Below are 21544 nucleotides of genomic sequence, written 5' to 3' on the forward strand. Positions count from 1 at the left end.
CCAGTGGTGGACCGGCGGCGCCGTTCCCGTGCCCAACGGCGTCCTGCGCCCGCAGGGTCGTCGGATGCGCTTCTGCTCACGGTGCACCAGCTCAGTGAGGAGGTCGCCGGTCTGCGCCGCGCCCAGCGCACGCGCGGCGTCATCGAGCAGGCCAAGGGTGTGCTCATGGGCCGCCTACGGTGCACCGCCGATCAGGCGTTCGCACAGCTGCTGCAGATCTCGCAGCAGACGAACACGAGGGTCACCGAGGTAGCGGCGGGTCTGTTGGGCATGACCTCGCCCGCGGGGTGCGAGTTCACGCCGCCACCCGCGGCGGCCGGCGGCGACCAGCGGCCGTCACGGCACTCCCGTCTACCCGACCAGGACGTGGCCCGGTACTACCTGACCTGCGCGGCCATGTCCGCCGCCCGCAACGGCAACGAACTCGCCGGGGCCTTGCAGGCGGAGGGCTTGGCGCAGCTCGGCACGACGGGGGTGGTACTGGCGGTCCGGGAGGCGGACGGCGCGATCCGGCTGGCCGGTTTCCATGGCCTGCCGGGCACCCTCGCCAGTGCGTGGGAACGCGTGCCGGGCAGCCTCAACGTCGCCTTCTTGCGGGCCGTCGCCGAGGGAAATCCTCTCTGGCTCAGTCGTGCGGAGGCGGCAGCGTCCGGCCTGGAATTGCTGGATGACAGCGACTTCCGAGCCTGTCTCCCGCTCCGCCGCGGCCGTCACGTCTTCGGCGTGGCGATGTTCCTCTGGCACCGGCGCCCGGAGCTCGACCCGACCACCCGCGCCTATCTGACCGCGCTGGCCGCGGCGGCCGGGCGACGGCTCGATCAGCTGACATCCCACCACTCGGACGCGGTGTCCTCGCCCGCGGCGCATTGGCTGGAGGCGATCATCGATGCGCTGCCCGGGTCCTTCGCGCTGCTGTGCCCGGTCACCGACGACTGGGGACGTGTCGTGGATTGGTGCTACGACAAGACGAGCCCCGAGGCCCACGACGCGGCCGGCAGGAGCGGCGACCAGCTTGTCGGACGTCGGCTGCTCGAGCTGTACCCGTCGCTGGCCGGTACGGAGCTTCTCCGTGGCTACGACCATGTCCTGGCCACCGGAATCCCGTTCTCCCACGAATGGGTGCCGGAGCACCGGCCACCCGGCGCGGCTGCGGTGAGCGTTCGCGCCGCGAGGTTGGGCGACGGCGTTCTCGTCAGCTGGCAGCACGACGATCCGGAGTTGCGCGTCCTGGGCCGGGCCGAGCGGCTGCAACGTGCCACCGGGGCGGGCTGGGCCGAGTGGGATTTGCAGACCAGGCAGACGGTGTGGGCCGCAGAGACACACGAACTGCTGAACGCACCCGATCGTTGCCTGGATCTGGCTGATCTCCCGGATTGCATGACCGCCGACGACGTCCCGGTCCTGCAGGAGGCCGTTCGTGAGGTGCTGGATCACCGAGGTTCCACCGACGTCACGGTCACCCCGCAGGGTTCGGTTCCAGGCCGGCGCGTTCGCATGGTGATCGACCCGGTGCTCGACGGTGGTGGCCGGGTCATCGCTGCTTGTGCCGCGGTGTGCGCGTCCGGCGCTTCCCCGGACGTCGATGTCGGTTCCAGCGCCCATGGCAGGGGACGCGCGCCGGCGTCACCTCGACGGAAGCAACCATCGGAGACCATCGGTGGACCGGCGGCCGTAGAGCACCGCGAACTTCTCGCCACGGTGCGAAGGCTGCGGGTGAAGCTGGCTGGCCTGCGCAGGCGGCAGCAAGCGCAGGCGATCCTTGATCAGTCCCGGGGCATCTTGGCCGTCCAACTCGGCTGCTCCATCGACGCCGCGGCGGAGGAACTGATCCGCACATCCCACCGGCGACGGCGGCCGATCGTCGCAACGGCAGCGGATGTCGTGGGCGTCCCGGTGCCCGTGCTGCCCGAGGTGGAGGTCACCGACGACGTGGAGTTCTCTGCGGAGCGGTACCTTCGTCAGCCCGCCCCGGTCTTGGTCCGCTCGGACGGGGCAGGCTCCTCGCTGCCGGCCCTCCTCGACGACCGTCTCGCCGACCTCCGCCCTGCCCTCGATGCCGCGGACAACGGTGACGCCCTGGCGACGACGTTGTGGGCCGCGGGACTCCGCGATCTCGGCGTCACAGCGGTCGTGCTTGGCGTTCTGGAGCCGGATGGCGCCGTCCGGCTGGTCGGAACGTACGGCCTACCGGAGTCCCTGTCGAGCGCATGGCGGCGGACTCCGAGCTGGGCGAATGTGGTCTACCTCCGCGCCGTCGCCACGGACCGGCCGCTCTGGATCACTCGCCTGGAGGCGGAGAAGCGGGCGTACCAGATGCTCGGCGAGGGCGAGCTCCGGGCGTGTTTCCCGCTGCACGAGTCCGACCGCATCTTCGGCGTCGCCTCGGTGATCTGGGAAGAGAATCCTGAGCTGGACGGCGACACCCGTTCCTTCGTCGCCGCTCTGGCAGAGGCGGGTGGTCGTCGACTTTCGCAACTGGTGAACACCGGCGACGGCACGATCGCGTCCCCGGCCGCGCACTGGGCGGAACGCATCACGGCCGCTCTGCCAGCGGGGTACGCCATTCTGCGGCCGATCCGCGATGCCCTGGGCCAGGTCATCGACTGGCGGTTCGAGACCTGCAGTCCGGATACCCGGGACGTCGCCGGGCGCAGACCGGACCAGATCGCCGGCTGCCGGCTGCGGAATCTCTACCCCCATGCGAGCGACAACGGCATTGTCGACACCTACGCGGCGGCGCTCAGGAGCGGCGCCGCGACCATCTGGGGTCCGGGAGAACTCGACATCACAACCCCGAACGGCACGGTCACCGTCAACGTCACCGTGCGCGCCTGCCGCTTCGGCGACGGGGTGCTCGTGCACTGGCAGCAACACGACCGGCTACACCGCCTGACGAAGCGGCTGGAACTCATCGAGCGTGTCGCCGACTGCGGCTGGGCGGAGTGGGACATCGCCGGCGGAGGGGCCGTGTGGTCCCCGGCTGTCTACGACATCCTCAAACGCGACCGGCAGAAGGGACCGATCAAGCTCGGCGCTCTGCACCGCTACGTCGCGGCCGAGGACGAAGACACCATGACCGAGGTCATGCAGTCACTGACACGACGCGGCGAGAGCGTCGATCGGCAGCTGACGCTCCGCCGACACGGCCAGGTCAGCAAGATTCGCTTCGCCGCGGAACCGGTAACGGACCGTGCAGGGCGGCTCACCGCCGTACATGCGGTCTTCCAGGTCCTCTCGCCGGGCTGATCCGCCGCGCGCGAGGAGCATCCGTGTCAGCCGAGCTGCGACAGACTGAATGCGGCCAAGAAGCCGGCAACCGTGATCAGCCCGATCAGCAGGTGCGCATTCTCGAACGCCTCCGGGATCATCGTGTCGGCGATCATGGTGAGGATCGCACCCCCGGCCAACGCGGTGATACCCGCCAGGAGCGCGGCCGACGCGCCTGCGAGCAGCGTGTATCCCGCCAATGCCGCGAGACCGCTGATCAGCGTGATCCCACCCCAGAGGCCGAAGACGTATGTGGTGGAGCGGCCGGCGTTGCGCATGCCGGCCGCGCTGGACAGCCCTTCGGGAACGTTGCTGATGAATACCGCGATCACGGTAACCGCGCTGACGGCCCCGCCGCCCAGCAGACTTGCGCCGATCACGACGGACTCCGGCACGCCATCCAGCAGGGCACCCAGCGCCAGCGCCAGCCCAGATCCCCCCTGCTCTGCCTCAGACGGCTGCTGCGTGCCGGATCGCTTGCGGTGCCGGGCACCGCGCCGGGCCAGGAACAGGTTGCAGCCGGTGTAGGTCACGGCGCCGATGGCGGCGCCCACCGCCGTGGGCAGCAGGCCCGCACGCTCGCGCGCTTCGGCGATCAAGTCGAAGGCCACCGCGGACAGCAGCACTCCGGCCCCGAACGCCATCACCGATGCGACGATCTTCCGTGGGACCGGCGCGAGATACCCCACGGCGGCGCCCACGAGCAGCGCCGACCCGGCCACCAGGCCCCAGCCTCCGGCCTGCACCCATCCCACCATGGTCGCCGTATGCCCTGTTCAACGCGGCGCCAAAAGTGTCACGTACGCCGGGTGTGCCGCTCCTCGGCATCGTCGCTGGTGCGGGTCGTGGTGCCGCTCAGCAGCAGGGCCGAGTTGACCAACCCTACGTGGCTGGACGCCTGGGGCGTGTTGCCGAGCTGCCGGCCGGCGGCCGGGTCGTACTCCTCGGCCAGCAGGCCCACGTCGTTGCGCAGGCTCAGCAGCCGCTCGAACGACTCCACCGCCTGGTCGCGCCGCCCAATGCCGTGCAGCGCGTCGACCAGCCAGAACGTGCTTGCCAGCAACGCCCCTTCGGTGCCGGGCAGACCGTCGACGTTGTCGCGCTCCGGGCGGTAGCGCAGCACGAAGCCATCCGGACACAGCTCCCGCTGCACGGCCGCCACGGTGCCCGCGACCCGGGCATCGTCCCAGGGCAGGAACCCGACCCGGGGAAGGAGCAGCAGGGCTGCGTCCAGGGCGGTGGAGCCGTACGACTGGGTGAAGGTGTACCGGTCAGCGTCGAAGCCCTTGGCACACACCTCGGCGTGGATCTCGTCACGGATGGCTCGCCACCGGTCCACCGGACCGTCGAGGCGGTGCCGCTCCACAGCGGCGACAGCCCGGTCGAAGCCGGCCCAGGACATGACTTTGGAATGCACGAACTGTCGGCGGCGGCCGCGCAGCGCCCAGAGGCTGTTGTCGGGCTGGCTCCAGTTGCCCTCCAGGAAGTCCAGCAGGGCGCGCTGGAGCTCCCAAGCCGCATCGGTGGCCGCGATTCCGGCGTCGCGGCTCACGTGCAGGCCGTCAAGAACCTCACCCCACGCGCCGAGCTGCAGCTGCCCCGCGGTGGTGTTGCCCACCCGGACCGGCCTGGACCCCTGGTAGCCCTTGAGCCAATCCAGGGTGATCTCCGGAAGCCGCCGGGTGCCGTCCAGGGCGTACATGACCTGCAGGTCGGAGGGCATTCCGGCGACCGCGCGGAGCAGCCACTCGCGCCATGCCTTCGCCTCGGCGTCGTAGCCGGTGCCCAGCAGCGCCTGCAGGGTGAAGGTGGCGTCGCGCAGCCAGCAGTATCGGTGGTCCCAGTTGCGGGAGCCGCCGATCTGCTCAGGCAGCGACGTGGTTGCCGCGGCGAGGATGCCGCCGGTGGGCCGGTACGTGAGCACCTTGAGCGTCAGCAGAGAGCGGCGGACGGCGTCCGACCAGCGGCCGTCGTAGTCGCACCCTCCGATCCACCTCCGCCAGAACCGCTCCGTGTCGTCGAGCGCATGGTGCGGGTCGACGGGTTCCGGACGCGGCAGGTGTGAACGCTGGTGGGTCAGGACGAAGGCAACTCGCTGGCCGGCGCGTACCGTGAATTCGCTGACTGCCTTGCGGTCGTCGCCGTGCACCGGCACGTCAGCACGCAGCCAGGCGGTGTCGGGCCCGGCGACGGCTTCGAAGTGGGAGTCGCATCCGCGTGCCCTCGGCACGATGTGACCGTAGTCGAAACGGAGCACGAGTTCGGTGCGCATGGGTACGGCGCCGGAGACCCCGTCGACGACCCGCACGACGTGGGCGGCGTCCCCGCGTGACGGCATGCAGTCGACGACGCGGACGATACCCTCCGGGGTGTCCCATTCGCTCTCCAACAACAGGGTGTCCCCGCGATAGTGGCGGCGGGTAGCCGCGCCGCCCGCAGCTGGGGCGATGCGCCAGTGCCCGGCCGACTCGTCGTGCAGCAGGGCGGCGAAGCACGCCGGAGAGTCGAAGTTCGGCAGGCACAGCCAGTCGATGGAGCCGTCCCGCCCGACCAGCGCGGCTGTCTGCAGGTCGCCGATGACGGCGTAGTCCTCGATGCGTCCGGGCATCGTGCACCTCAGCTCAAGCAGGGAAGTGTTCCCTCGCCCCATCAGTGCCCCGACCGTCGCGCGGCGGAGCCAGGGCAGGTCACGATTTGCCACGGTCACCAGAGATCCGACGACAATGCGGACGGCTGTCTATACCCCGGGTGGCCTGCCCTGTCGCGCCGCCATACCCAAGGGCCCTGCAGTGAAACGATCAAGGGCGCCTCCGCACCGCTCCCACGAGCACCCTCACCCGCACCGGGTCTACATGCGAACATCGGATGACCGGAAGGATCACCCGCATGCATCGTTGATCCTGACGGCTGTGGCTGATCTGTGTGGCTGGTCGGATGCGCACCAGGGCCCTGCCGTCCCCGGGAGGCTGGCCTCGCCGCCGGCGAAGCAGAACTAGGAGCACGAAAACGCTCGTGACGGCGGAGTACAGGCACCACAGGGACGTGAACGCGGACGCTCGCAAGATCAGCGTCACGGCCATCCCGGCCAGATTCGCCACTCCGAAGATCACCATCCAGGGATAACCCGAGAACAAGGCGGCGCCGCATGTGGCCACGACGTAGGCGAAAACGGCCACACCGAGGAACCTGCCGTCGGTCTCGTATGCGATGCAGTGCTGCTGCTCGTGACAACTGATGGCGTGCGCCGCATCGACCCAGAACAAAAACACCGCAGTGAGCACTCCAAAGATGACGAACGGGACGAGTCGTCGGCGGCGGCCCGGCGGTTCCATCAGCAGCACACTCAGCGGCACCAACGCGGGCAGGATGCCCTGGGCGTACAGGACGTAGGCGTAGGCCGCGGCGTCACCAGCGGACGCGCTCAGCCCGCCGTCCACGCGAAGCCAGACGAAACCCTCGGTCAACTGGTGCAGCGCGAACAGTGCGGGTAGCACACCGAACAGCACCTCTGAGCGCCGGCGTACCTGGCACAGCGTCGCCACCGCGACCGTAGCGAATGCCCCGGCCGCGACGAAGTCAGCGGACGCTGAGAAGCACACCACGGGACCCGAGCATCGTCGGGCAGCCCAGAATCGGCACAGTCACCGACGGCTGCACTGTCATCAAAGCAGGTCCAGGTCGATGAGCGCCAGCCCGGTTTTCGCATCGACACGCTTGGCGAGTTCCGGGGCGACCTCGGTCAGGATGACCTCCAGAGTCGGCCAGACCCGCCCGGCGAGCAGATGCCCACCGACGACCGAGCCGTCGCGGCGGCCCAGCACCGTGTGGGCGTGTACCGCCGGGGCGCCGTCCTTGGTGGCGACGTCGCCGAGCAGCGACAGCACCTCAACCTGCTCGTCGACCGGAATGTGGTCGTAGTCGGCCTTGTCGCGGTCGAAGTACCCCACCTCGGCGCGCGCGAACGCGCCCACCGCGGTGATCTGCGCCGCGTCAATATGATGCTCGCGGACCACCTGCGTAAGGCAGGTGAGCGCGTCATCGCCCTTGGCGAACACGGCGACCACCACGCGGCGACCCTGACAAGGGAACTCCTTGGTCTGCATGACGCGGCGGCTACCCCACTACACGCCTGCGAAACGATGACGGCCGGGGAACTACCCGCGGCCCGCCGTGCTGTGGCTTGCCGACCGGACTCGCTCCAGAAAGGCGGGTAGGCGGATGCCGTTCGATCCTCAGCCGCGCGGCGCCGGGGCACTGTCGGTCACCCGAGCAGCGCGCTCAGCCTGCGACTTGCGCAGGCCGCTGACGGTCTCGTCGTCTAGGTTCCCTTGGCCGTCCTGCTGCTGGCCACCGACAGTTTCGGAGGGCTGCGCCTCCTGCCGACGGTTGTTGCCGTTATCAGCCTGGCCGGCGCGCAAGGTGCGACGTCGAACCCGTCACCGCGTTGACGACGACGGGGCAGTCGCTGACCGAAACAATTGCCGCCCCGAGCGCCGGTCGTCGCGGGATCCCGTCCCTCGACGTCATATGACATGAGGCTCTCGGCGACCGGTTACCGACCACCATCGCGGGTAGACGCAGGGCCGGCCCATCCCATCGGAGGTTCCCCATGATGGCACCGACTCAGCACCGGGACATCATCGAGCTGTTGGTCAGCCAGCACAAGGCGATCAAGGCCCTGTTCAGCCAGGTCAAGTCCAGCAGCGGTGAACACAAGCGTGACGCGTTCCAGCAGCTCGTGCGGCTGCTCGCCCTCCACGAGAGCGCCGAGGAGCAGATCGTGCATCCGGCCGCCCGCCACGACGTCAGAGATCAGGTCGTCGATGTCCGACTCAGGAGGAGGACGAGGCCAAGCACGTCCTGTCGCACCTGTACGACCTCGGCACAGACAACCCCACCTTCGACAGTCACTTCAGCGACTTCGAGAACGCCGTCCTGGCGCACGCCACGCACGAGGAACAGGACGAATTCCCTGGGCTGCGCCGCAACGCCGACCCGGACAAGCTGCGCCGCATGGCCGGCGCCGTGCGCGCCGCGGAAGCCGTCTCCCCGACCAGGCCACGCCCCGCAGCCGGGGAGGGCCCGGTGTCGAACATGCTGGCCGGCCCGCCGGTCGCCGTCCTCGACAAGATGCGAGACGCCGTCCGCGACTGGCGTCAATCACACAACGACTGATCACCGAGGCCGGCCCCGCGACGCCGAGGCCTGAGCCAGACCCGCGAAGGTGAGAATTCCCAGTGCCCCCGACGTGGCTGACCGTACTCGCGTGGATCGCCTTGATCGTGGGCGCTCTGTGCGCCCTCGGCATCCTCGCCGACATCTACCTGGCCGGTTACCGGCAGAAGATGCCGATCATGGAGGCGGTGTGGCCCGTCAATGCCCTCTACCTCGGGCCACTCGCCGTCTGGCTCTACGTCCGCTACGGACGACCAATGAGTAAACAGTGGCAGGATGCGCACGGCGATCCCCCCGGCAAACCGCGCTGGGCCACCACCACCATCGGGGTCCTGCACTGCGGCGCCGGCTGCACCCTGGGCGACATCATCGCCGAGACTGCCATCTTGCTGCTCGCCATCACCATCGCCGGCCAGGCCATCTGGGCCGAGTTCGCCGGCGACTACGTCCTGGCCCTCGGGCTGGGCATCATGTTCCAGTTCTTCGCCATCGCCCCGATGCGAGGCCTGTCCGTCCGCAAGGGCCTGATCGAGGCGGCGAAGGCCGACTTCCTGTCTCTGACCGCCTTCGAAGTGGGCTTGTTCGGGTGGATGGCGCTGATGGCATTCGTGTTCTTCCCCGGCCCGCACCTGCATCCGGACACCGCCGCCTACTGGTTTCTCATGCAGATCGGCATGGCTTTGGGCTTCCTGACCGCCTACCCGGTCAACGCGTGGCTGATCCGCCGCGGCATCAAGGAAGCCATGTGAGCCGATCCCTTCTACGAAAGCCCGATCTGCCGCGGTAGACCGACAGCCCGGGGTACGAAGCATTCATGACGGCCCGCCCAGGAAAGCATCACCAAGGTGCGCACGGCGTCGGCTGAGCCATGTCGTCCTTCTCGTGCGACGCGGCGGGCTGCTCCGGTGCTCAGCCGACATCTGCTCGCCCGTTCCGGGTCGGCACACCACGCAGTGCCAGGCGTCGAAGGCCTGGCGGCAGGGTCGGATTCACCCACAAGCCGTCGGCGGTCGTCTCCATTCCGAGCAGCGTGCGGATCAGCAGCAACGGCGTACCACTGGCCCAACCCTGCGGTGAGCAGGCCGAGGGATAGGGCACCGGGACCCTGGTATCCGCACGATCGGCGCCCACGAGCGCCTCCGGCAGCCGGAACCCCAACGGCGCAGCAGCCTCCAGCACCGCCCAGGCGATGCGCGCCGCCTGCTCGGTACAGCCGTAGCGAGCCAGACCGGCAGCGATGAACGCATTGTCATGTGGCCAGACCGTGCCGTTGTGGTATTCGACGGGGTTGTAGGCCGGTTGGCCGGTCGCCAGTGTGCGCACACCCCAACCCGAGAACATCCGCTCCCCCATCAGGTGCGACGCCACCGCGGGTGCGTGTTCAGCGGCGACCATGCCGCTCCACAGCAGGTGCCCCATGTTGGAGGTCAGGGTACGGACCGGCTGTTTTGAGCCGTCGAGAGCCAGGACGTAGAAGCACTGGTCGGCTAGCCAATATGCCTGCTGGAATGCGGCAAAGAGGCGGTCGGCGTCACGCTCGAGGCGCTCGGCGAACTCGTCGTCGCGCCACACCTCCCGGGCCAGGCGCGCCGTGCGCCGGCGGGCGTCGTAGGCGTACCCCTGGATCTCGCAGGTCGCCCTCGGCAGGCTCGCCAACCGTCCGTCGGGGTGAAGGATGGAGTTCCAGGAGTCCTTCCAGCAGTGGTTCACCAGGCCGGTGTCGGGATTTCGGGGCGCGTACTCGATGAATCCGTCCCCGTCGCGGTCGCCGAACTCCTCCATCCACCGCACCGCCGCCCGCGCGGCGGGTTCGAGTTCCCGGACCGTGTCCGTGTCACCGGTCCAGCGTTCGTACTCGTCGAGCACGATGAGGAACAGTGGTGTGGCATCGGCGGAGCCGTAGTAGGGCGACTGTGGCCGCTCGCCGACGTGGGTCAGCTCGCCGTGACGCAGTTCGTGCAGGATCTTGCCCGGCTCGGCGTCGCGGAAGTCGTCGACCTCCTGCGCCTGCCGGGCAGCCAGCGTCCGTAGTGTGGTCCGGGCGAGCTCCGGGAGGAACGGCAGCGCCTGGAAGCTGATGATGAGGCTGTCCCGGCCGAACAACGCCATGTACCAGGGCAGGCCGGCGGCGGGCAGCGAGGCGTTGGGCGCGATGTCTGGGAAAAAGCGCAGCGCGGCGAGGTCGACGAGGCTTCGCCGATACGTACGGCGCAGATCGTCGGAGTCGGTCTCCAGCTCGGGTGCGCCGGCAATCCACGCGTCCAGACTCACCGGCAGGTTCGGTCGCCGTTCCCGCTTGAGCTCCACTCTGCCGGCCTGCGTGGCGACGGTGATGTCGATCTGACGGCACCACCGGCCGCCGGGCTGAAGATCGACCTGGAAGTGGAGGGACCCGGCGGTGTGGAACGCGTCTGCACCGTGCACACGCGTCTCCCGCCGGAAGTCAGCCCGCTCGTAGCCCAGCGTGACGTGATCGGTGGACACGCGCCGGAAGGTATGGCCCGTCTTGGCCACCTTGTCCTTGACTTCGAAGATGTCGGCGAAGTCGGCGTCGAATTGGAGGCTCACCTCTATAGCCACTGCCGCCGTACCGTGGTTGGTGATCTCCAGTCGCTCCTGTACCCCCTCCCCCACGCATCGGTGCCGAAGTACTGACACCGTGGGATTGCGATAGACCGTGCCCGTCGACTCTTCGAGATAGAACACGGCCTCGTCGTACTCGACCGCCTCCCCGTGCAGCGCTTCGAGTGGTCGGCCGTTCAGCAGCAGCGTCCAGTGGGACAGATGACGCATGTCGCGATAGAACAGGCCAGCCGGTTCGTCTCGGCCAGCATGCACGTCACCGCGAACATCACTGACCATGAACGTGCTCCCTTCAAGCACGCTGACCTGACGAGGCTCCACAGCTGCCCCCTCCCGGTTGCGGCGCGAACCCGGCACGGATGAACGTTGGCGTGCATGCCCGCCTCGGCGGGAACCAAACGCTCAGCGAATTGTGCTTTCCGGGCGTGGGACCGCGTGACACTGGCCAGGTGGCTGTCGACGTGACTTCCGAGATCGTGATTCATGCCGCGCCGGGCCGGGTGGCGGCGTACGCGGCCGATCCAGACAACGCCCCGCGGTGGTATGCGAACATCGAGTCCGTACGGTGGCAGACACCTCCGCCGGCCTCGGTTGGTTCACGGCTGGATTTCGTCGCGCACTTCATGGGGCGACGATTGGCATACACGTACGAGATCGTCGAACTCCTGCCCGGGCAACGGCTGGTGATGCGCACCGCGCAAGGCCCGTTCCCCATGGAGACCACCTACACGTGGCGGCCGCACGACATCGGCACGCTTATGACGCTGCGCAACCGCGGAAATCCCAGTGGGTTCGCGCGGATCGCGACGCCCGTGCTGGCCGCGGCCATGCGGCGCGCCAACGCGAAAGACCTCGCCGAACTGCGGCGCATCATCGAGACGCCGGCGCCATGACAGCCGGACACTGTCTGCTCGGCCACGGGTCGTGCTCAGGCCCGTTGGTCCGCAGCTACGTGGCGGCACGCCGCGCCGTGACACCACGATCACCGCCTAGGAATGGGAGACCAGACAGCCGACCCCCATCCGCGATGGCAGTAACCGACGGGTCGTCCGCGATGGAGGTGGGGTGGTTGGTCTCCACCCCCTTCGGTCATGCCGAAAATCCGGCCGTGGTTTCGAGACCACGGGCGGCGACGATCTCGGCGCTGCCGTCGGCCAGGCGGTAGCCCAGACCCACGACGGCGGCCCGGCCGGCGGCGACCCGTTCAGCGAGCACGCGAGAGCGATCCAACAGCAGGTCAACGGTGTGCCTGATGTGTTCAGCCAGGATCTCCTCGGCCGTTACGCGACCGGCGGCCCGCGCCGCGAGGACGCTGGGCGTCACCCGCTCGATAACGTCCCGGACGTACCCGGCCGGCGCCATGCCGTCCTCCAGCGCGGCGCAGGCGGCGCCCACCGCGCCGCACGAGTCGTGGCCGAGGACCACCACGAGCGGGCAGTCCAGCACGTCCACCCCGTATTCGATGCTGCCGATCACCTCCGCGCCCATCACGTGGCCCGCGGTGCGTACCACGAAGAGGTCGCCCAGGCCACGGTCGAAGATGATCTCAGCGGCCAGCCGGGAGTCGGAACACCCGAACAGCACCGCGAACGGCCGCTGCCCCGGTGCGATCTCGGCGCGGCGTGCCGCGTCCTGGTTCGGGTGCCCTGGGGTGCCCGCGACGAAGCGCTGGTTACCGGCGAGCAGCAGCTCGAAGGCTTCCTGAGGCGTCCGGGATTTGATCTCCGCCATGGCGGCAGCCTAGCCGTCGACACGCCGCACTGCGGCGGTGCGGGGGACGTTTACCGGCAGCCGCTTCGCCTGGAGATCCGTTCGTCTCACAGATCGCGGCGTGCAGTCGACCCGTTTGTGGTGATCGAGGGTTGGTCGGTGGTGAAGCGGTAGCCGATGCCGGGTTCGGTGATGAGGTAGCGGGGTTGGGCCGGGTCGGGTTCGAGTTTGCGGCGCAGGTTGGCCAGGTGGACGCGTAGGTAGTTGGTTTCGGTGTCGTAGCCCGGGCCCCATACCTGGTGCAGGAGTTGTTTCTGGGTGATCAGCCGTCCTTGTTCGCGGACCAGGATTTCCAGCAGATGCCATTCGGTCGGGGTTAGCCGGACGTCGCCGGATGCGGTGGTGACCCGTTTGGCGGACAGGTCGACGGTGAACGCGGTGGTCTGCACGACCGGTGTGCTGTCGGCGCCGGGGGTGGCGCGGCGTAGCGCTGCTCGCATGCGGGCGAGAAGTTCGGGCATGCCGAAGGGTTTGGTGACGTAGTCGTCGGCGCCGGCGTCGAGGGCGTCGACTTTGGCGGGTTCATGGTGCCGGGCGGTGAGCACGATGATCGGGGCGGATGACCAGCCGCGGAGGGCTTCGATGACGGCGACGCCGTCGAGGTCGGGCAGACCGAGGTCGAGGATGACCAGGTCGGGTGGGGTGCGGCCGGCGAGGGTGAGAGCGGTGGTGGCGTCCGATGCGGTGGCGACCTGGTAGCCGCCCGCGGTCAGGGAGATCCGCAGTGCCCGGACGAGTTGCGGGTCGTCGTCGACGACGAGGACGCGGGTCACGGTGTGCTCCGCGGCAGTGTGATGGTCATGGTGAGGCCCCCACCGGGAGTGTCCTGCGGGGTGAGGGAGTTTCGGCCCGTTCACGCAGAGCCAGGCACAACAGCCAGGAAGGCGACGCCCCGCGTGGCAGGGCTGGCTGTTCGTCGCGCCGGCCGGGTCCGGGGGCACCGGGGGCGACCGATCAGGGTGTGATGGACGCGGTTGATTCGCTCGTCAGCGCCGTGCGGGCCAGCGTCACGTCCTCGCCGACAACGCCCAGATAGCGCGCCGCTAACCCGACGAACACGGCTGGTGGCCAACAGCGCCCCGACGACATCTTCTTCGGCGGCGGACCGGTGCTGGGGCTTCTCGACGCCGTCCATCGGCCCACTCTGCCATGACGACCGCGGCGACTGTCACACGACTGTCATGCTTCCGGCGGCTGATGGTCACAGTGCCTGTCTCTCGCGCCCAGAGAGGTGCAGTGATGCACGAAAGTGGCCACCGAAGCGCGCTCATGACAGTGCTGTGACGTTTACGCGGTCGACGGTTTCGTGACGGGTGCCGCGGGCACGGTGAGTCGTATCCATCACGCCACATCGAGCGACAGGACGACACTATGCAGCTGGGCATGGTCGGGCTCGGTCGAATGGGCGCCAATCTGGTCCGTCGGCTGATGGCCGCGGGTCACCAATGCGTCGTGTACGACACCGACGCCCAAGCCGTCGCCGCGCTCGTCGCGGAGGGCGCGACGGGCTGCGATTCCCTCGACGACCTGAGCGGAGCGCTGCGGCAGCCCCGGGCCGTGTGGGTGATGGTGCCCGCCGGCGTGCCCACCGACCAGGTCGTCCACACGCTGGGTGCGAGCCTCGACGCGGGCGACGTGCTCATCGACGGGGGCAACTCGTACTACCGCGACGACATCGCACGCGCCTCGGTCCTCGCCGAGCACGGCATCCATTACGTGGATGTGGGCACCAGCGGCGGGGTGTGGGGCCTCGACCGTGGGTACTGCCTGATGATCGGTGGCCACGCCGAAACGGTCCAGCGGCTGATGCCCCTGTTCGCCGCGATCGCGCCGGGGGTGCCGGCCGCACCGCGAACGCCCGGACGTGGTCCGGAGCCCGTCGAGGCAGAGCACGGCTATCTGCACTGTGGCCCACCCGGAGCCGGCCACTTCGTCAAGATGGTGCACAACGGCATCGAGTACGGCCTCATGGCCGCCTACGCCGAAGGGCTCAACGTCCTGCGTAACGCCGGCATCGGCGCCACCAGCCGACAGGCCGACGCGGAGACCGCCCCGCTCGCGCATCCCGAGTTCTACCGGCACGACGTCGACATCCCCGCGATCGCCGAGGTCTGGCGCCGTGGCAGCGTCATCTCCTCCTGGCTGCTCGACCTCACCGCCACGGCCCGGGTCGAAGAGCCTGATCTCCGCGACTACTCCGGACGGGTGTCCGACTCGGGTGAGGGCCGCTGGACCGCCATCGCCGCGATCGAGGAGGGCGTGCCCGCCCCGGTTCTGCTGAGCGCGCTCACGTCTCGTTTCAGCTCACGCGGCCTCGACCACTTCGCCAGCCGGACGCTGTCGCCATGCGCTAGCACTTCGGCGGCCACGCCGAGAAGCCAGCCAGTTAACGCCCCACGCGTCGCGGCCGCACGACGCCCGGTCATCGAAGCCCCCGCGGAAGGACAGTGGTGAATCGTCAGCGCTGGACCTTGCTCAGTGACCCATGGCGCACGCAGCTGTGGCCCGTACCGTCGTTGTGCGTCGCGCTCGCGGTCATGCTCGGGGTCGTGCTGCCTCGCCTCGACGCTCGCCTCGACGACAAGCTGCCCGACTCGGTCACGGCCTACCTGTTCAGCGGCGGCCCGGAGGCGGCACGGACTGTGCTGTCGGCGGTGGCAGGCTCACTGATCACGGTCACCTCGTTGACGTTCTCCCTCACCGTGGTCACCCTGCAGCTTGCCAGCAGCCAGTTCTCGCCCCGGCTGCTGCGGACCTTCAACCGCGACCGCGTGGTTCACGTCAGCCTGGGTCTCCTGCTCGCCACCTTCACCTATGCCCTGACGGTCCTGCGTACCGTGCGCGCCTCGCTGTCGGGGCAGGCAGCGTTCGTACCGCAGATCTCGGTCACCGTGGCGTTCCTCCTAGCCTTGGTGTGCGTACTCACGCTCGTCGTCTTCCTTGCCCACCTGTCCCGGCAGATCCGAGTGGAGTGGATCATGCGCCGGGTCCATGCCGAGACCGACGCGACGATACGTCGGGTCCTTCACCACGACACCACGGCCGCGATCACCGCCACCGCGGCGCCTCCCACCGCGCCGGAGCACGCCGTACTGCTCTGCGCCGACGGATCCGGCTTCCTGAACGCCATCGACGAGCGAACGCTGCTCGCGGCAGCCGTGGACAACCAGGCGGTCGTGCTGGTGGACCGGTTGCCCGGAGACTCTCTGGTCGCGGGCACGCCCATCGCCCGGGCCTGGCCCGTGGACGGTAGCAGCGTGCTGCCGGAGTCGAAGCGTGCGGCTCTGGCCACATGCGTCCACCGTGCCGTGTGGACCGGCTTCGAACGCACGGCCGCACAGGACGTCGCGTTCGGACTACGGCAACTCGTCGACGTCGTGGTCAAAGCTCTGTCCCCCGGCGTCAACGACCCCACCACCGCCGTACACGGCCTCGGCCACATCGCCGTGCTGATGTGTGAGCTGGCCGGTCGTAACCTCGGCTCACGCCTGCTGTGCGACGCCGACGGCCACATCCGGCTGGTCCTCCGCAGGCCCGGTTTCGCTGAGCTGCTGGAGCTGGCGGTGTCTCAACCACGCCGTTACGGCGCCGCGGACCCGGTCGTCCTGTCCCGACTCGCCACCATGCTCCGCGAGGTCGCCTGGTCCGCCGTCGGCACGGCGCAGCACGCGGCCGTGGCCGGCCACCTCGAGCGTCTCGTCGACACCGTCACGCACCAGAACTTCGACACCGACGACAACGAGCTACTCCGCAACGACATCCAGCGAGTGCGCCACGCCCTCGTCGGACGGTGGCAGCAGGACGGATCAGCCCCATGACCTCTCGGGACAGCCGGACTCCCTTTCAGCACCTTGTGCGTACGGCAACGGTCGCGGCTTGCGCGTTGGTGCTGGCCCTGACGGGCTACGTGATCATGAGGGTGCTGATCCTCGTCGCGTCCCTGACGATGGCGATCATCGCGGCCCTGTTGGTGGCGGCGCTGATCGGTCCCCTGACCGCCCGGCTGAAGCGCATCGGGCTGCCCGCTTCGATCGCCGCGCTCAGCGGGGTCGTGGGGCTGCTGGCGGTGCTCGCCACGGCTTCGTACTGGATCGGTCGCCGCGCCGCCGACCAGCTCGACGATCTGCAGGTGCAGATCGTCGAGGGCGCGGACCGGCTGCGCCGGACCCTGGTGGACACGGTGCCGGGACTGGACCGCGCGAAAGTCGACGATATCGCCGCCCGCGTCGTCCGGGGCTTGCGCAACGCCCTGCCCAGTCCCTACGCCGGCGTGACCACCGCCACCGAGACGCTGGCCGCTGTCCTTCTGGCGATCATCCTGCTGTTCTTCTTCCTGCGCGACGGCGACCGCATGTGGACCTGGCTGACCGGCCTGGTTCCGGCATCACGGCGGGCGGACGCCGACCGGGCCGGGCGAACCGCGTGGCACACGCTCAGCTCCTACACCCACGGTATCGTGATGGTGGCCGCCGTCGACGCCGTCGGCATCGGCGCCGCCTTGTTCGTGCTGCACGTCCCGCTGGCCATGTCCCTCGCCGTTCTGACGTTCCTGGCGGCCTTCGTCCCCGTCCTCGGCGCCACGCTTGCCGGGGCGGCCGCGACCCTGGTCACCCTGGTGACCAACGGCACCCGCGATGCGGTGATCGTCCTGATCGTGGTCATCGTCGTCCAGCAAACCGAGGGCAACCTGCTGCACCCGATCATCATGCGCCGGGCAGTGCGCCTGCACCCCGTGGTCACCCTGCTCGCGGTCACCGCCGGCACCCTCGTGGCGGGCATCGCCGGCGCGCTGATCGCGGTGCCGGCCTGCGCCGTCGTCTACCACGCCGTCCTCAGCTATCGCGGCGGACATCCCGGCGACGATCCCCCCGAGACCGCCGACGACTCGGCGGACAGTCCCACTCCACCGCGCGCAGGCGCTGAAAGCGCCCGATGAGGCCGGAACCCGGTCAACGTAGCGCCCCTGCACGACACGGGCGGACCGGGGCAGCGGAGGTTTCGAGGTGACCTGGATGGATGCGGCGCTTGTGACCGCCGGCGTGATCATGGTCGCCTCGACGGTGTTCGACGCTACTCTGACGACATCGTCGCTTGCCGGAGCGGGTCCGTTGACCAGGAGGACGGCCCGGCTGACGCGGACCGCGTTGCGCCGGCTGGCAAGCCGGTACCAGCGGCCCGCCGTCGTGTTGTCCTGCGCGCCGGCGTGGACCCCCGGCACGGCGCCGACCCCGGCGCGGTCGAACACCCGACCGCGCAGTACGGGCACACGCTGCCGACCACCCGGTCCGCGGTGTCGGTACGCGGCTGCAGCCGGTCCGTCGCCCGCGAACGAACGGCTCTGCCGCGGCCGGACCGGTCCCCCTGGCCGATCGCGGCGAGCGCCTGCCGTATCGCCGGCCACGGCAGAAACGTCTCACGCACCGCCACCGGAAACCCTGTGTCGAGGGCGCGCACCTACCCGCGGACCCCGGCGCCAAACGGTGTCCGCGTGGCGTTCCGGTCCGACCGGCGCCGCCTTCCTGATCCGGGCCCCCGCCGACCCTGCCCGTCACCGTGTAGCCGGCGGCGGACGGGGCAGGCACAGTCGCGTGACATCACATGCCGTCCCGCGCCGCAGAAGCCGCCCACCGCGCTACGACGCCGTCATCGTCGGCGCCGGACACAACGGCCTGGTAGCCGCCAACCTCCTCGCCGATCAGGGATGGGACGTCCTGGTCCTGGAGGCGGAGGAGACCCCCGGCGGCGCGGTCCGCTCAGCCGAGGTCCTCGGCCCCGGGTACACCGCCGATCTGTTCAGCGCCTTCTATCCGCTCGGTGCGGCTTCTCCCGTGCTACGCGGGCTCCAGCTCCAGGAGCACGGGCTGCAGTGGTCGCACGCACCGGCCGTGCTGGCGCACCTGCTGCCCGATGGCCGGTCGGTGATCCTGTCCCGGGACCTCGAGGAGACCGCAGCGGCGGTCGACGCGTTCGCCCGCGGCGACGGCGAGGCCTGGCGCGACCTGGTGCACCGCTGGGACCGGGTCGGCGACGCGGTGCTGGACGCGCTCTTCCAGCCGTTCCCGCCCGTACGGTCCGGTCTCGACCTGCTCCGGCGGCTCGGCGCCGCCGACGCCGCGCGCTTCGCCCGCTTCGCCACCCTGCCGGTGCGCCGGATGGGCCGGGAACAGTTCCGCGGTGAGGGAGCGCAGCTGCTCCTTGCTGGCACGGCTCTGCACTCCGACATGTCCGCCGACGAGCCGGGCAGCGCGATCTTCGGCTGGCTCATGACGATGGTCGGCCAGCGGTACGGCTTCCCGGTGCCGCGCGGAGGCTCCGGCATGCTCACCGAGGCGCTGATCCGCCGACTCCGGGCTGCCGGCGGAGAACTGCGGTGCGGGCAGCCGGTCGAGCGTATCCTGGTACGCCACGGCCGGGCCCACGGCGTACGCACCCGGAGCGGGGAGATCGTGCTGGCCCGCCGGGCCGTCCTGGCCGACGTGGACGTGCCCACGCTGTATCGGGAACTCGTCGGTGAGCTTCACCTTCCGAGCCGGTTCCAGCAGGATCTGCGCCGGTTCATGTGGGATCCGGCCACGCTGAAGCTCAACTGGGCGTTGTCGGCGCCGGTGCCGTGGAAGGCCCCGGATGCGGGCCGCGCCGGCACCGTCCACCTGGGAACCGACCTGGACGGCCTCACCGACTACACCGCAGCACTGACCACCGGCCGCCGGCCCGAGAGGCCGTTCGTCCTGCTGGGCCAGATGACCACGGCCGACCCGACCCGGTCGCCACGCGGCACGGAGGTGGTGTGGGCGTACACCCATATCCCCCGCAATCTGGCCCAGGATCGGGCGGCCGTAGGGCAGCAGGTGCAAACCGTGGAGGACCTTCTGGAACGCTACGCACCGGGCTTCCGGGATCTCGTGACCCGGCGCTTGGTGCAGACGCCGGGCGACCTGTCCGGCGCCGACGGCAACCTGGTGGGCGGCGCCATCAACGGCGGCACCACCAAACTGTTCCAGGAGCTCATCTTCCGGCCGGTGACCGGCCTGGGCAGAGCCGAGACCCCCATCCGCAACCTCTACCTGGCCTCCGCCGGGGCGCACCCCGGCGGAGGGGTGCACGGAGGCCCGGGCCGCAATGCCGCCAAGGCCGCCCTGCTCCACGCGGGGTGGCGCGGTTCGGTGCGGTCGACGAGCGTACGGCTGGCGCTGCGCACGATGTACTCGGGCGCCGACCGCGGCGTGCTGCCCCCGCCGGTAGCGTCCCTGCCGGGCGACTGACCCGCAGGGCCGTCACGGCGCCCTGGTCCGGCGCCCGGCCCGTCTGCCGGTCATCGTCCGGCAGACGGCCACCGACGCCGGGCGCGCCCCCGCGGGCCGCCGCAGAGTCGATGGCGGGACATCGGCGATCGTGGGGATCCGCCTCGGCCGGGGCAGGACCCTCCGGCCCACGGCGGCGCCGCCGAGCTTGCACGGGTGAGTCAGAGGGTGAGCGACCTGGTCGCGGACGTCCTGCTCGGTATGCGGCGCGCTCGCCGCCGGGGCACGGAGCGGCCGGCACGGCACCAGCCGGGTCACCCCGAGTCGGCACAGGACGTGGTACAGCTCCGGGGGCACGTCGACCACGACGAGCCGGGCACCGCTGGAACCGCTGGCCTGGTATGCGTCGACGAGCGCCCGAGCGGTCTGCGTTCCCGCCGTCGCCGCCTGCCGCAGATCCACGACGACGCGTCCGCGACGGGTACAGACGACCGCGTCCACGAGCGCGCGGCGCAGCGCCGACGTCTCCACATCGCCGTGAACTGTCACGACGGACGCCTGCCGGGTGTCGTCCACGCTGATGCCGGTGCTCGTGTGCGACGGCTCGGCGGGTGTCTCCACCCGGTCGTCGAGCCCATGGCGGAGCCGGTCGAGGATCCGGCGCAGCAGCCGCGAGACGTTCATCTGCGACATGCCGAGCGCCGCGGCGATCCGTTCCTGGGTCATGTCCCCGAAGAAGTACAGGCGAAGGATGCGACGGTCCCGCTCCGGCAGGTCCCGTACCAGTTCGCGCAGGACGAGCCTGTCGCACATCGACACGAGGGCACCGTCCTCCGCGCCGACGAACTCCTGTCGCTCCGCGGCGTCGTCATCGCCGGACACCTTCGCGTTCAGGGAGCTCACGTCGTAGACGGCGGCGGCGCCGAGCGCCTCCATCACATCTTGATCGGCGATCTCGAGTGCCGCACCGATCTCGGCGACGCTGGGCGCCCGCCGCAGGCGCTGGGTGAGCGCGGACTGCGCCCGGGCGACCGCGAGATACCGCTCCTGCACGCGACGGGGCACGTGCACATCCCACCCGTGGTCTCGGAAGTGACGCTTGAGCTCTCCGGTCACCGTCGGGATGAGATAGCCGAAGAACGGCTTGCCGCGCGCCGGATCGAACCCGTCCACCGCCTTGACGAGCCCCAGCGCGGCCACCTGACGCAGGTCATCGGCGTTCTGGCCCCGGTTGCGGTACCGGTACGTCAGGCGGGTCGCGAGCGGGAGATTCAGCTCGATGATCCGCGTACGGATTCGGCTCCGTTGGTCGCCGTCGGGCGCTGCCTCGTCCATCCGCCGGAACAGGGCTGCCGTCGCGCGTTCCGTGTCGTCGACGGAGCCGTACTGCGCCTGGTCACCAGCGGGCGCAGGCACGGCAACAGCATCCCGGAGAGTCACGAATCTCCTCCAAGCGACAGGGAGAAGCCCGCCGCAGCGCGTCCGGCGAGCGATGAGGGCGTGGGCAG

General features: G+C 69.8%; 16 protein-coding genes and 2 pseudogenes. 9 read left to right on the plus strand and 9 right to left on the minus strand.

Translation table 11 applies throughout. The features are described 5' to 3' along the window. Nucleotides 1–81 precede the first annotated feature (81 nt). On the plus strand, nucleotides 82–3246 hold the full coding sequence (locus ACMCNO_RS23355) for an ANTAR domain-containing protein (protein WP_412751595.1): 3165 nt from the start codon (nucleotides 82–84) through the stop codon (nucleotides 3244–3246). Between the two features lie 26 nt (nucleotides 3247–3272). On the opposite strand, the gene ACMCNO_RS23360 is transcribed toward ACMCNO_RS23355, so the two are convergent. The 4 genes from ACMCNO_RS23360 to ACMCNO_RS23375 form a co-directional block, all read right to left on the minus strand. Beyond that, complete coding sequence (locus ACMCNO_RS23360) at nucleotides 3273–4013, minus strand: ZIP family metal transporter (RefSeq protein WP_412751596.1); 741 nt, start codon at nucleotides 4011–4013, stop codon at nucleotides 3273–3275. A 50-nt stretch (nucleotides 4014–4063) separates the two neighbouring features. Next, nucleotides 4064–5875 (minus strand): glycoside hydrolase family 15 protein, encoded by a 1812-nt coding sequence (locus tag ACMCNO_RS23365; protein WP_412751597.1) that lies wholly within the window; start codon nucleotides 5873–5875, stop codon nucleotides 4064–4066. 190 nt (nucleotides 5876–6065) lie between these two features. After that, a complete protein-coding gene (locus tag ACMCNO_RS23370; protein ID WP_412751598.1) occupies nucleotides 6066–6869 on the minus strand; it encodes a DUF6629 family protein in 804 nt (267 codons plus the stop codon). 60 nt (nucleotides 6870–6929) lie between these two features. Further along, a complete protein-coding gene (locus ACMCNO_RS23375; RefSeq protein ID WP_412751599.1) occupies nucleotides 6930–7334 on the minus strand; it encodes a PPC domain-containing DNA-binding protein in 405 nt (134 codons plus the stop codon). Between the two features lie 545 nt (nucleotides 7335–7879). Here ACMCNO_RS23375 and ACMCNO_RS23380 point away from each other — a divergent pair. The 3 genes and pseudogenes from ACMCNO_RS23380 to ACMCNO_RS23390 all read left to right on the plus strand — a co-directional run. Continuing rightward, a pseudogene (locus tag ACMCNO_RS23380) lies at nucleotides 7880–8035 on the plus strand (hemerythrin domain-containing protein); the annotation flags it as partial. A gap of 245 nt (nucleotides 8036–8280) precedes the next feature. Further along, nucleotides 8281–8442 carry a hypothetical protein gene (locus ACMCNO_RS23385; RefSeq protein WP_412753929.1) on the plus strand — a complete coding sequence of 54 codons (162 nt, stop codon included), beginning with the start codon at nucleotides 8281–8283 and terminating at the stop codon, nucleotides 8440–8442. Nucleotides 8443–8549: 107 nt separating this feature from the next. Next, nucleotides 8550–9191: a DUF4396 domain-containing protein gene (locus tag ACMCNO_RS23390; protein ID WP_412753781.1), complete on the plus strand. Its 642-nt coding sequence runs from the start codon at nucleotides 8550–8552 to the stop codon at nucleotides 9189–9191. 160 nt (nucleotides 9192–9351) lie between these two features. Here the strand turns inward: ACMCNO_RS23390 and ACMCNO_RS23395 are convergent, their stop codons facing one another. Next, on the minus strand, nucleotides 9352–11382 hold the full coding sequence (locus ACMCNO_RS23395) for a glycogen debranching N-terminal domain-containing protein (RefSeq protein ID WP_412751600.1): 2031 nt from the start codon (nucleotides 11380–11382) through the stop codon (nucleotides 9352–9354). A 92-nt stretch (nucleotides 11383–11474) separates the two neighbouring features. Here ACMCNO_RS23395 and ACMCNO_RS23400 point away from each other — a divergent pair, with 92 nt between their 5' ends. Beyond that, a complete protein-coding gene (locus tag ACMCNO_RS23400; protein ID WP_412751601.1) occupies nucleotides 11475–11918 on the plus strand; it encodes an SRPBCC family protein in 444 nt (147 codons plus the stop codon). A gap of 196 nt (nucleotides 11919–12114) precedes the next feature. On the opposite strand, the gene ACMCNO_RS23405 is transcribed toward ACMCNO_RS23400, so the two are convergent. Beyond that, entirely contained in the window at nucleotides 12115–12756 is a 642-nt protein-coding gene (locus ACMCNO_RS23405; protein WP_412751602.1) for a carbonic anhydrase, read from the minus strand. An 86-nt stretch (nucleotides 12757–12842) separates the two neighbouring features. Further along, entirely contained in the window at nucleotides 12843–13568 is a 726-nt protein-coding gene (locus ACMCNO_RS23410; protein ID WP_412751603.1) for a response regulator, read from the minus strand. A gap of 598 nt (nucleotides 13569–14166) precedes the next feature. Here ACMCNO_RS23410 and gnd point away from each other — a divergent pair. From gnd to ACMCNO_RS23425, 3 genes are read left to right on the plus strand one after another with little or no spacing between them, the layout of a single operon-like run. After that, entirely contained in the window at nucleotides 14167–15249 is a 1083-nt protein-coding gene (gene gnd / locus ACMCNO_RS23415; protein ID WP_412751604.1) for a phosphogluconate dehydrogenase (NAD(+)-dependent, decarboxylating), read from the plus strand. After that, a complete protein-coding gene (locus ACMCNO_RS23420; protein WP_412751605.1) occupies nucleotides 15246–16613 on the plus strand; it encodes a DUF2254 domain-containing protein in 1368 nt (455 codons plus the stop codon). Before gnd ends, ACMCNO_RS23420 begins: the two co-directional genes overlap by 4 nt. Then, nucleotides 16610–17731, plus strand: a complete 1122-nt coding sequence (locus ACMCNO_RS23425; RefSeq protein ID WP_412751606.1) for an AI-2E family transporter — start codon at nucleotides 16610–16612, stop codon at nucleotides 17729–17731. The genes ACMCNO_RS23420 and ACMCNO_RS23425 overlap by 4 nt, the downstream gene beginning before the upstream one ends. Nucleotides 17732–18036: 305 nt before the next feature. Here ACMCNO_RS23425 and ACMCNO_RS23430 read toward each other — a convergent pair. Then, a pseudogene (locus ACMCNO_RS23430) lies at nucleotides 18037–18216 on the minus strand (hypothetical protein); the annotation flags it as partial. Nucleotides 18217–18383: 167 nt separating this feature from the next. Between ACMCNO_RS23430 and ACMCNO_RS23435 the strand changes: the two are divergent. Then, nucleotides 18384–20057, plus strand: a complete 1674-nt coding sequence (locus tag ACMCNO_RS23435) for a phytoene desaturase family protein (protein ID WP_412751607.1) — start codon at nucleotides 18384–18386, stop codon at nucleotides 20055–20057. 12 nt (nucleotides 20058–20069) lie between these two features. Here ACMCNO_RS23435 and ACMCNO_RS23440 read toward each other — a convergent pair whose 3' ends face one another. Continuing rightward, on the minus strand, nucleotides 20070–21452 hold the full coding sequence (locus ACMCNO_RS23440; protein WP_412751608.1) for a SigB/SigF/SigG family RNA polymerase sigma factor: 1383 nt from the start codon (nucleotides 21450–21452) through the stop codon (nucleotides 20070–20072). Between the last annotated feature and the right edge of the window lie 92 nt (nucleotides 21453–21544).

Origin of the sequence: Krasilnikovia sp. M28-CT-15 (assembly GCF_047159595.1) — a bacterium.
Lineage (GTDB): Bacteria > Actinomycetota > Actinomycetes > Mycobacteriales > Micromonosporaceae > Actinoplanes.

Coding starts and splice junctions, on each gene's coding strand:
- ACMCNO_RS23365 (WP_412751597.1), bottom strand. CDS start 5,875: ATGCCCGGACGCATCGAGGACTACGCCGTCATCGGCGACCTGCAGACA.
- ACMCNO_RS23385 (WP_412753929.1), top strand. CDS start 8,281: ATGGCCGGCGCCGTGCGCGCCGCGGAAGCCGTCTCCCCGACCAGGCCA.
- ACMCNO_RS23405 (WP_412751602.1), bottom strand. CDS start 12,756: ATGGCGGAGATCAAATCCCGGACGCCTCAGGAAGCCTTCGAGCTGCTG.
- gnd (WP_412751604.1), top strand. CDS start 14,167: ATGCAGCTGGGCATGGTCGGGCTCGGTCGAATGGGCGCCAATCTGGTC.
- ACMCNO_RS23425 (WP_412751606.1), top strand. CDS start 16,610: ATGACCTCTCGGGACAGCCGGACTCCCTTTCAGCACCTTGTGCGTACG.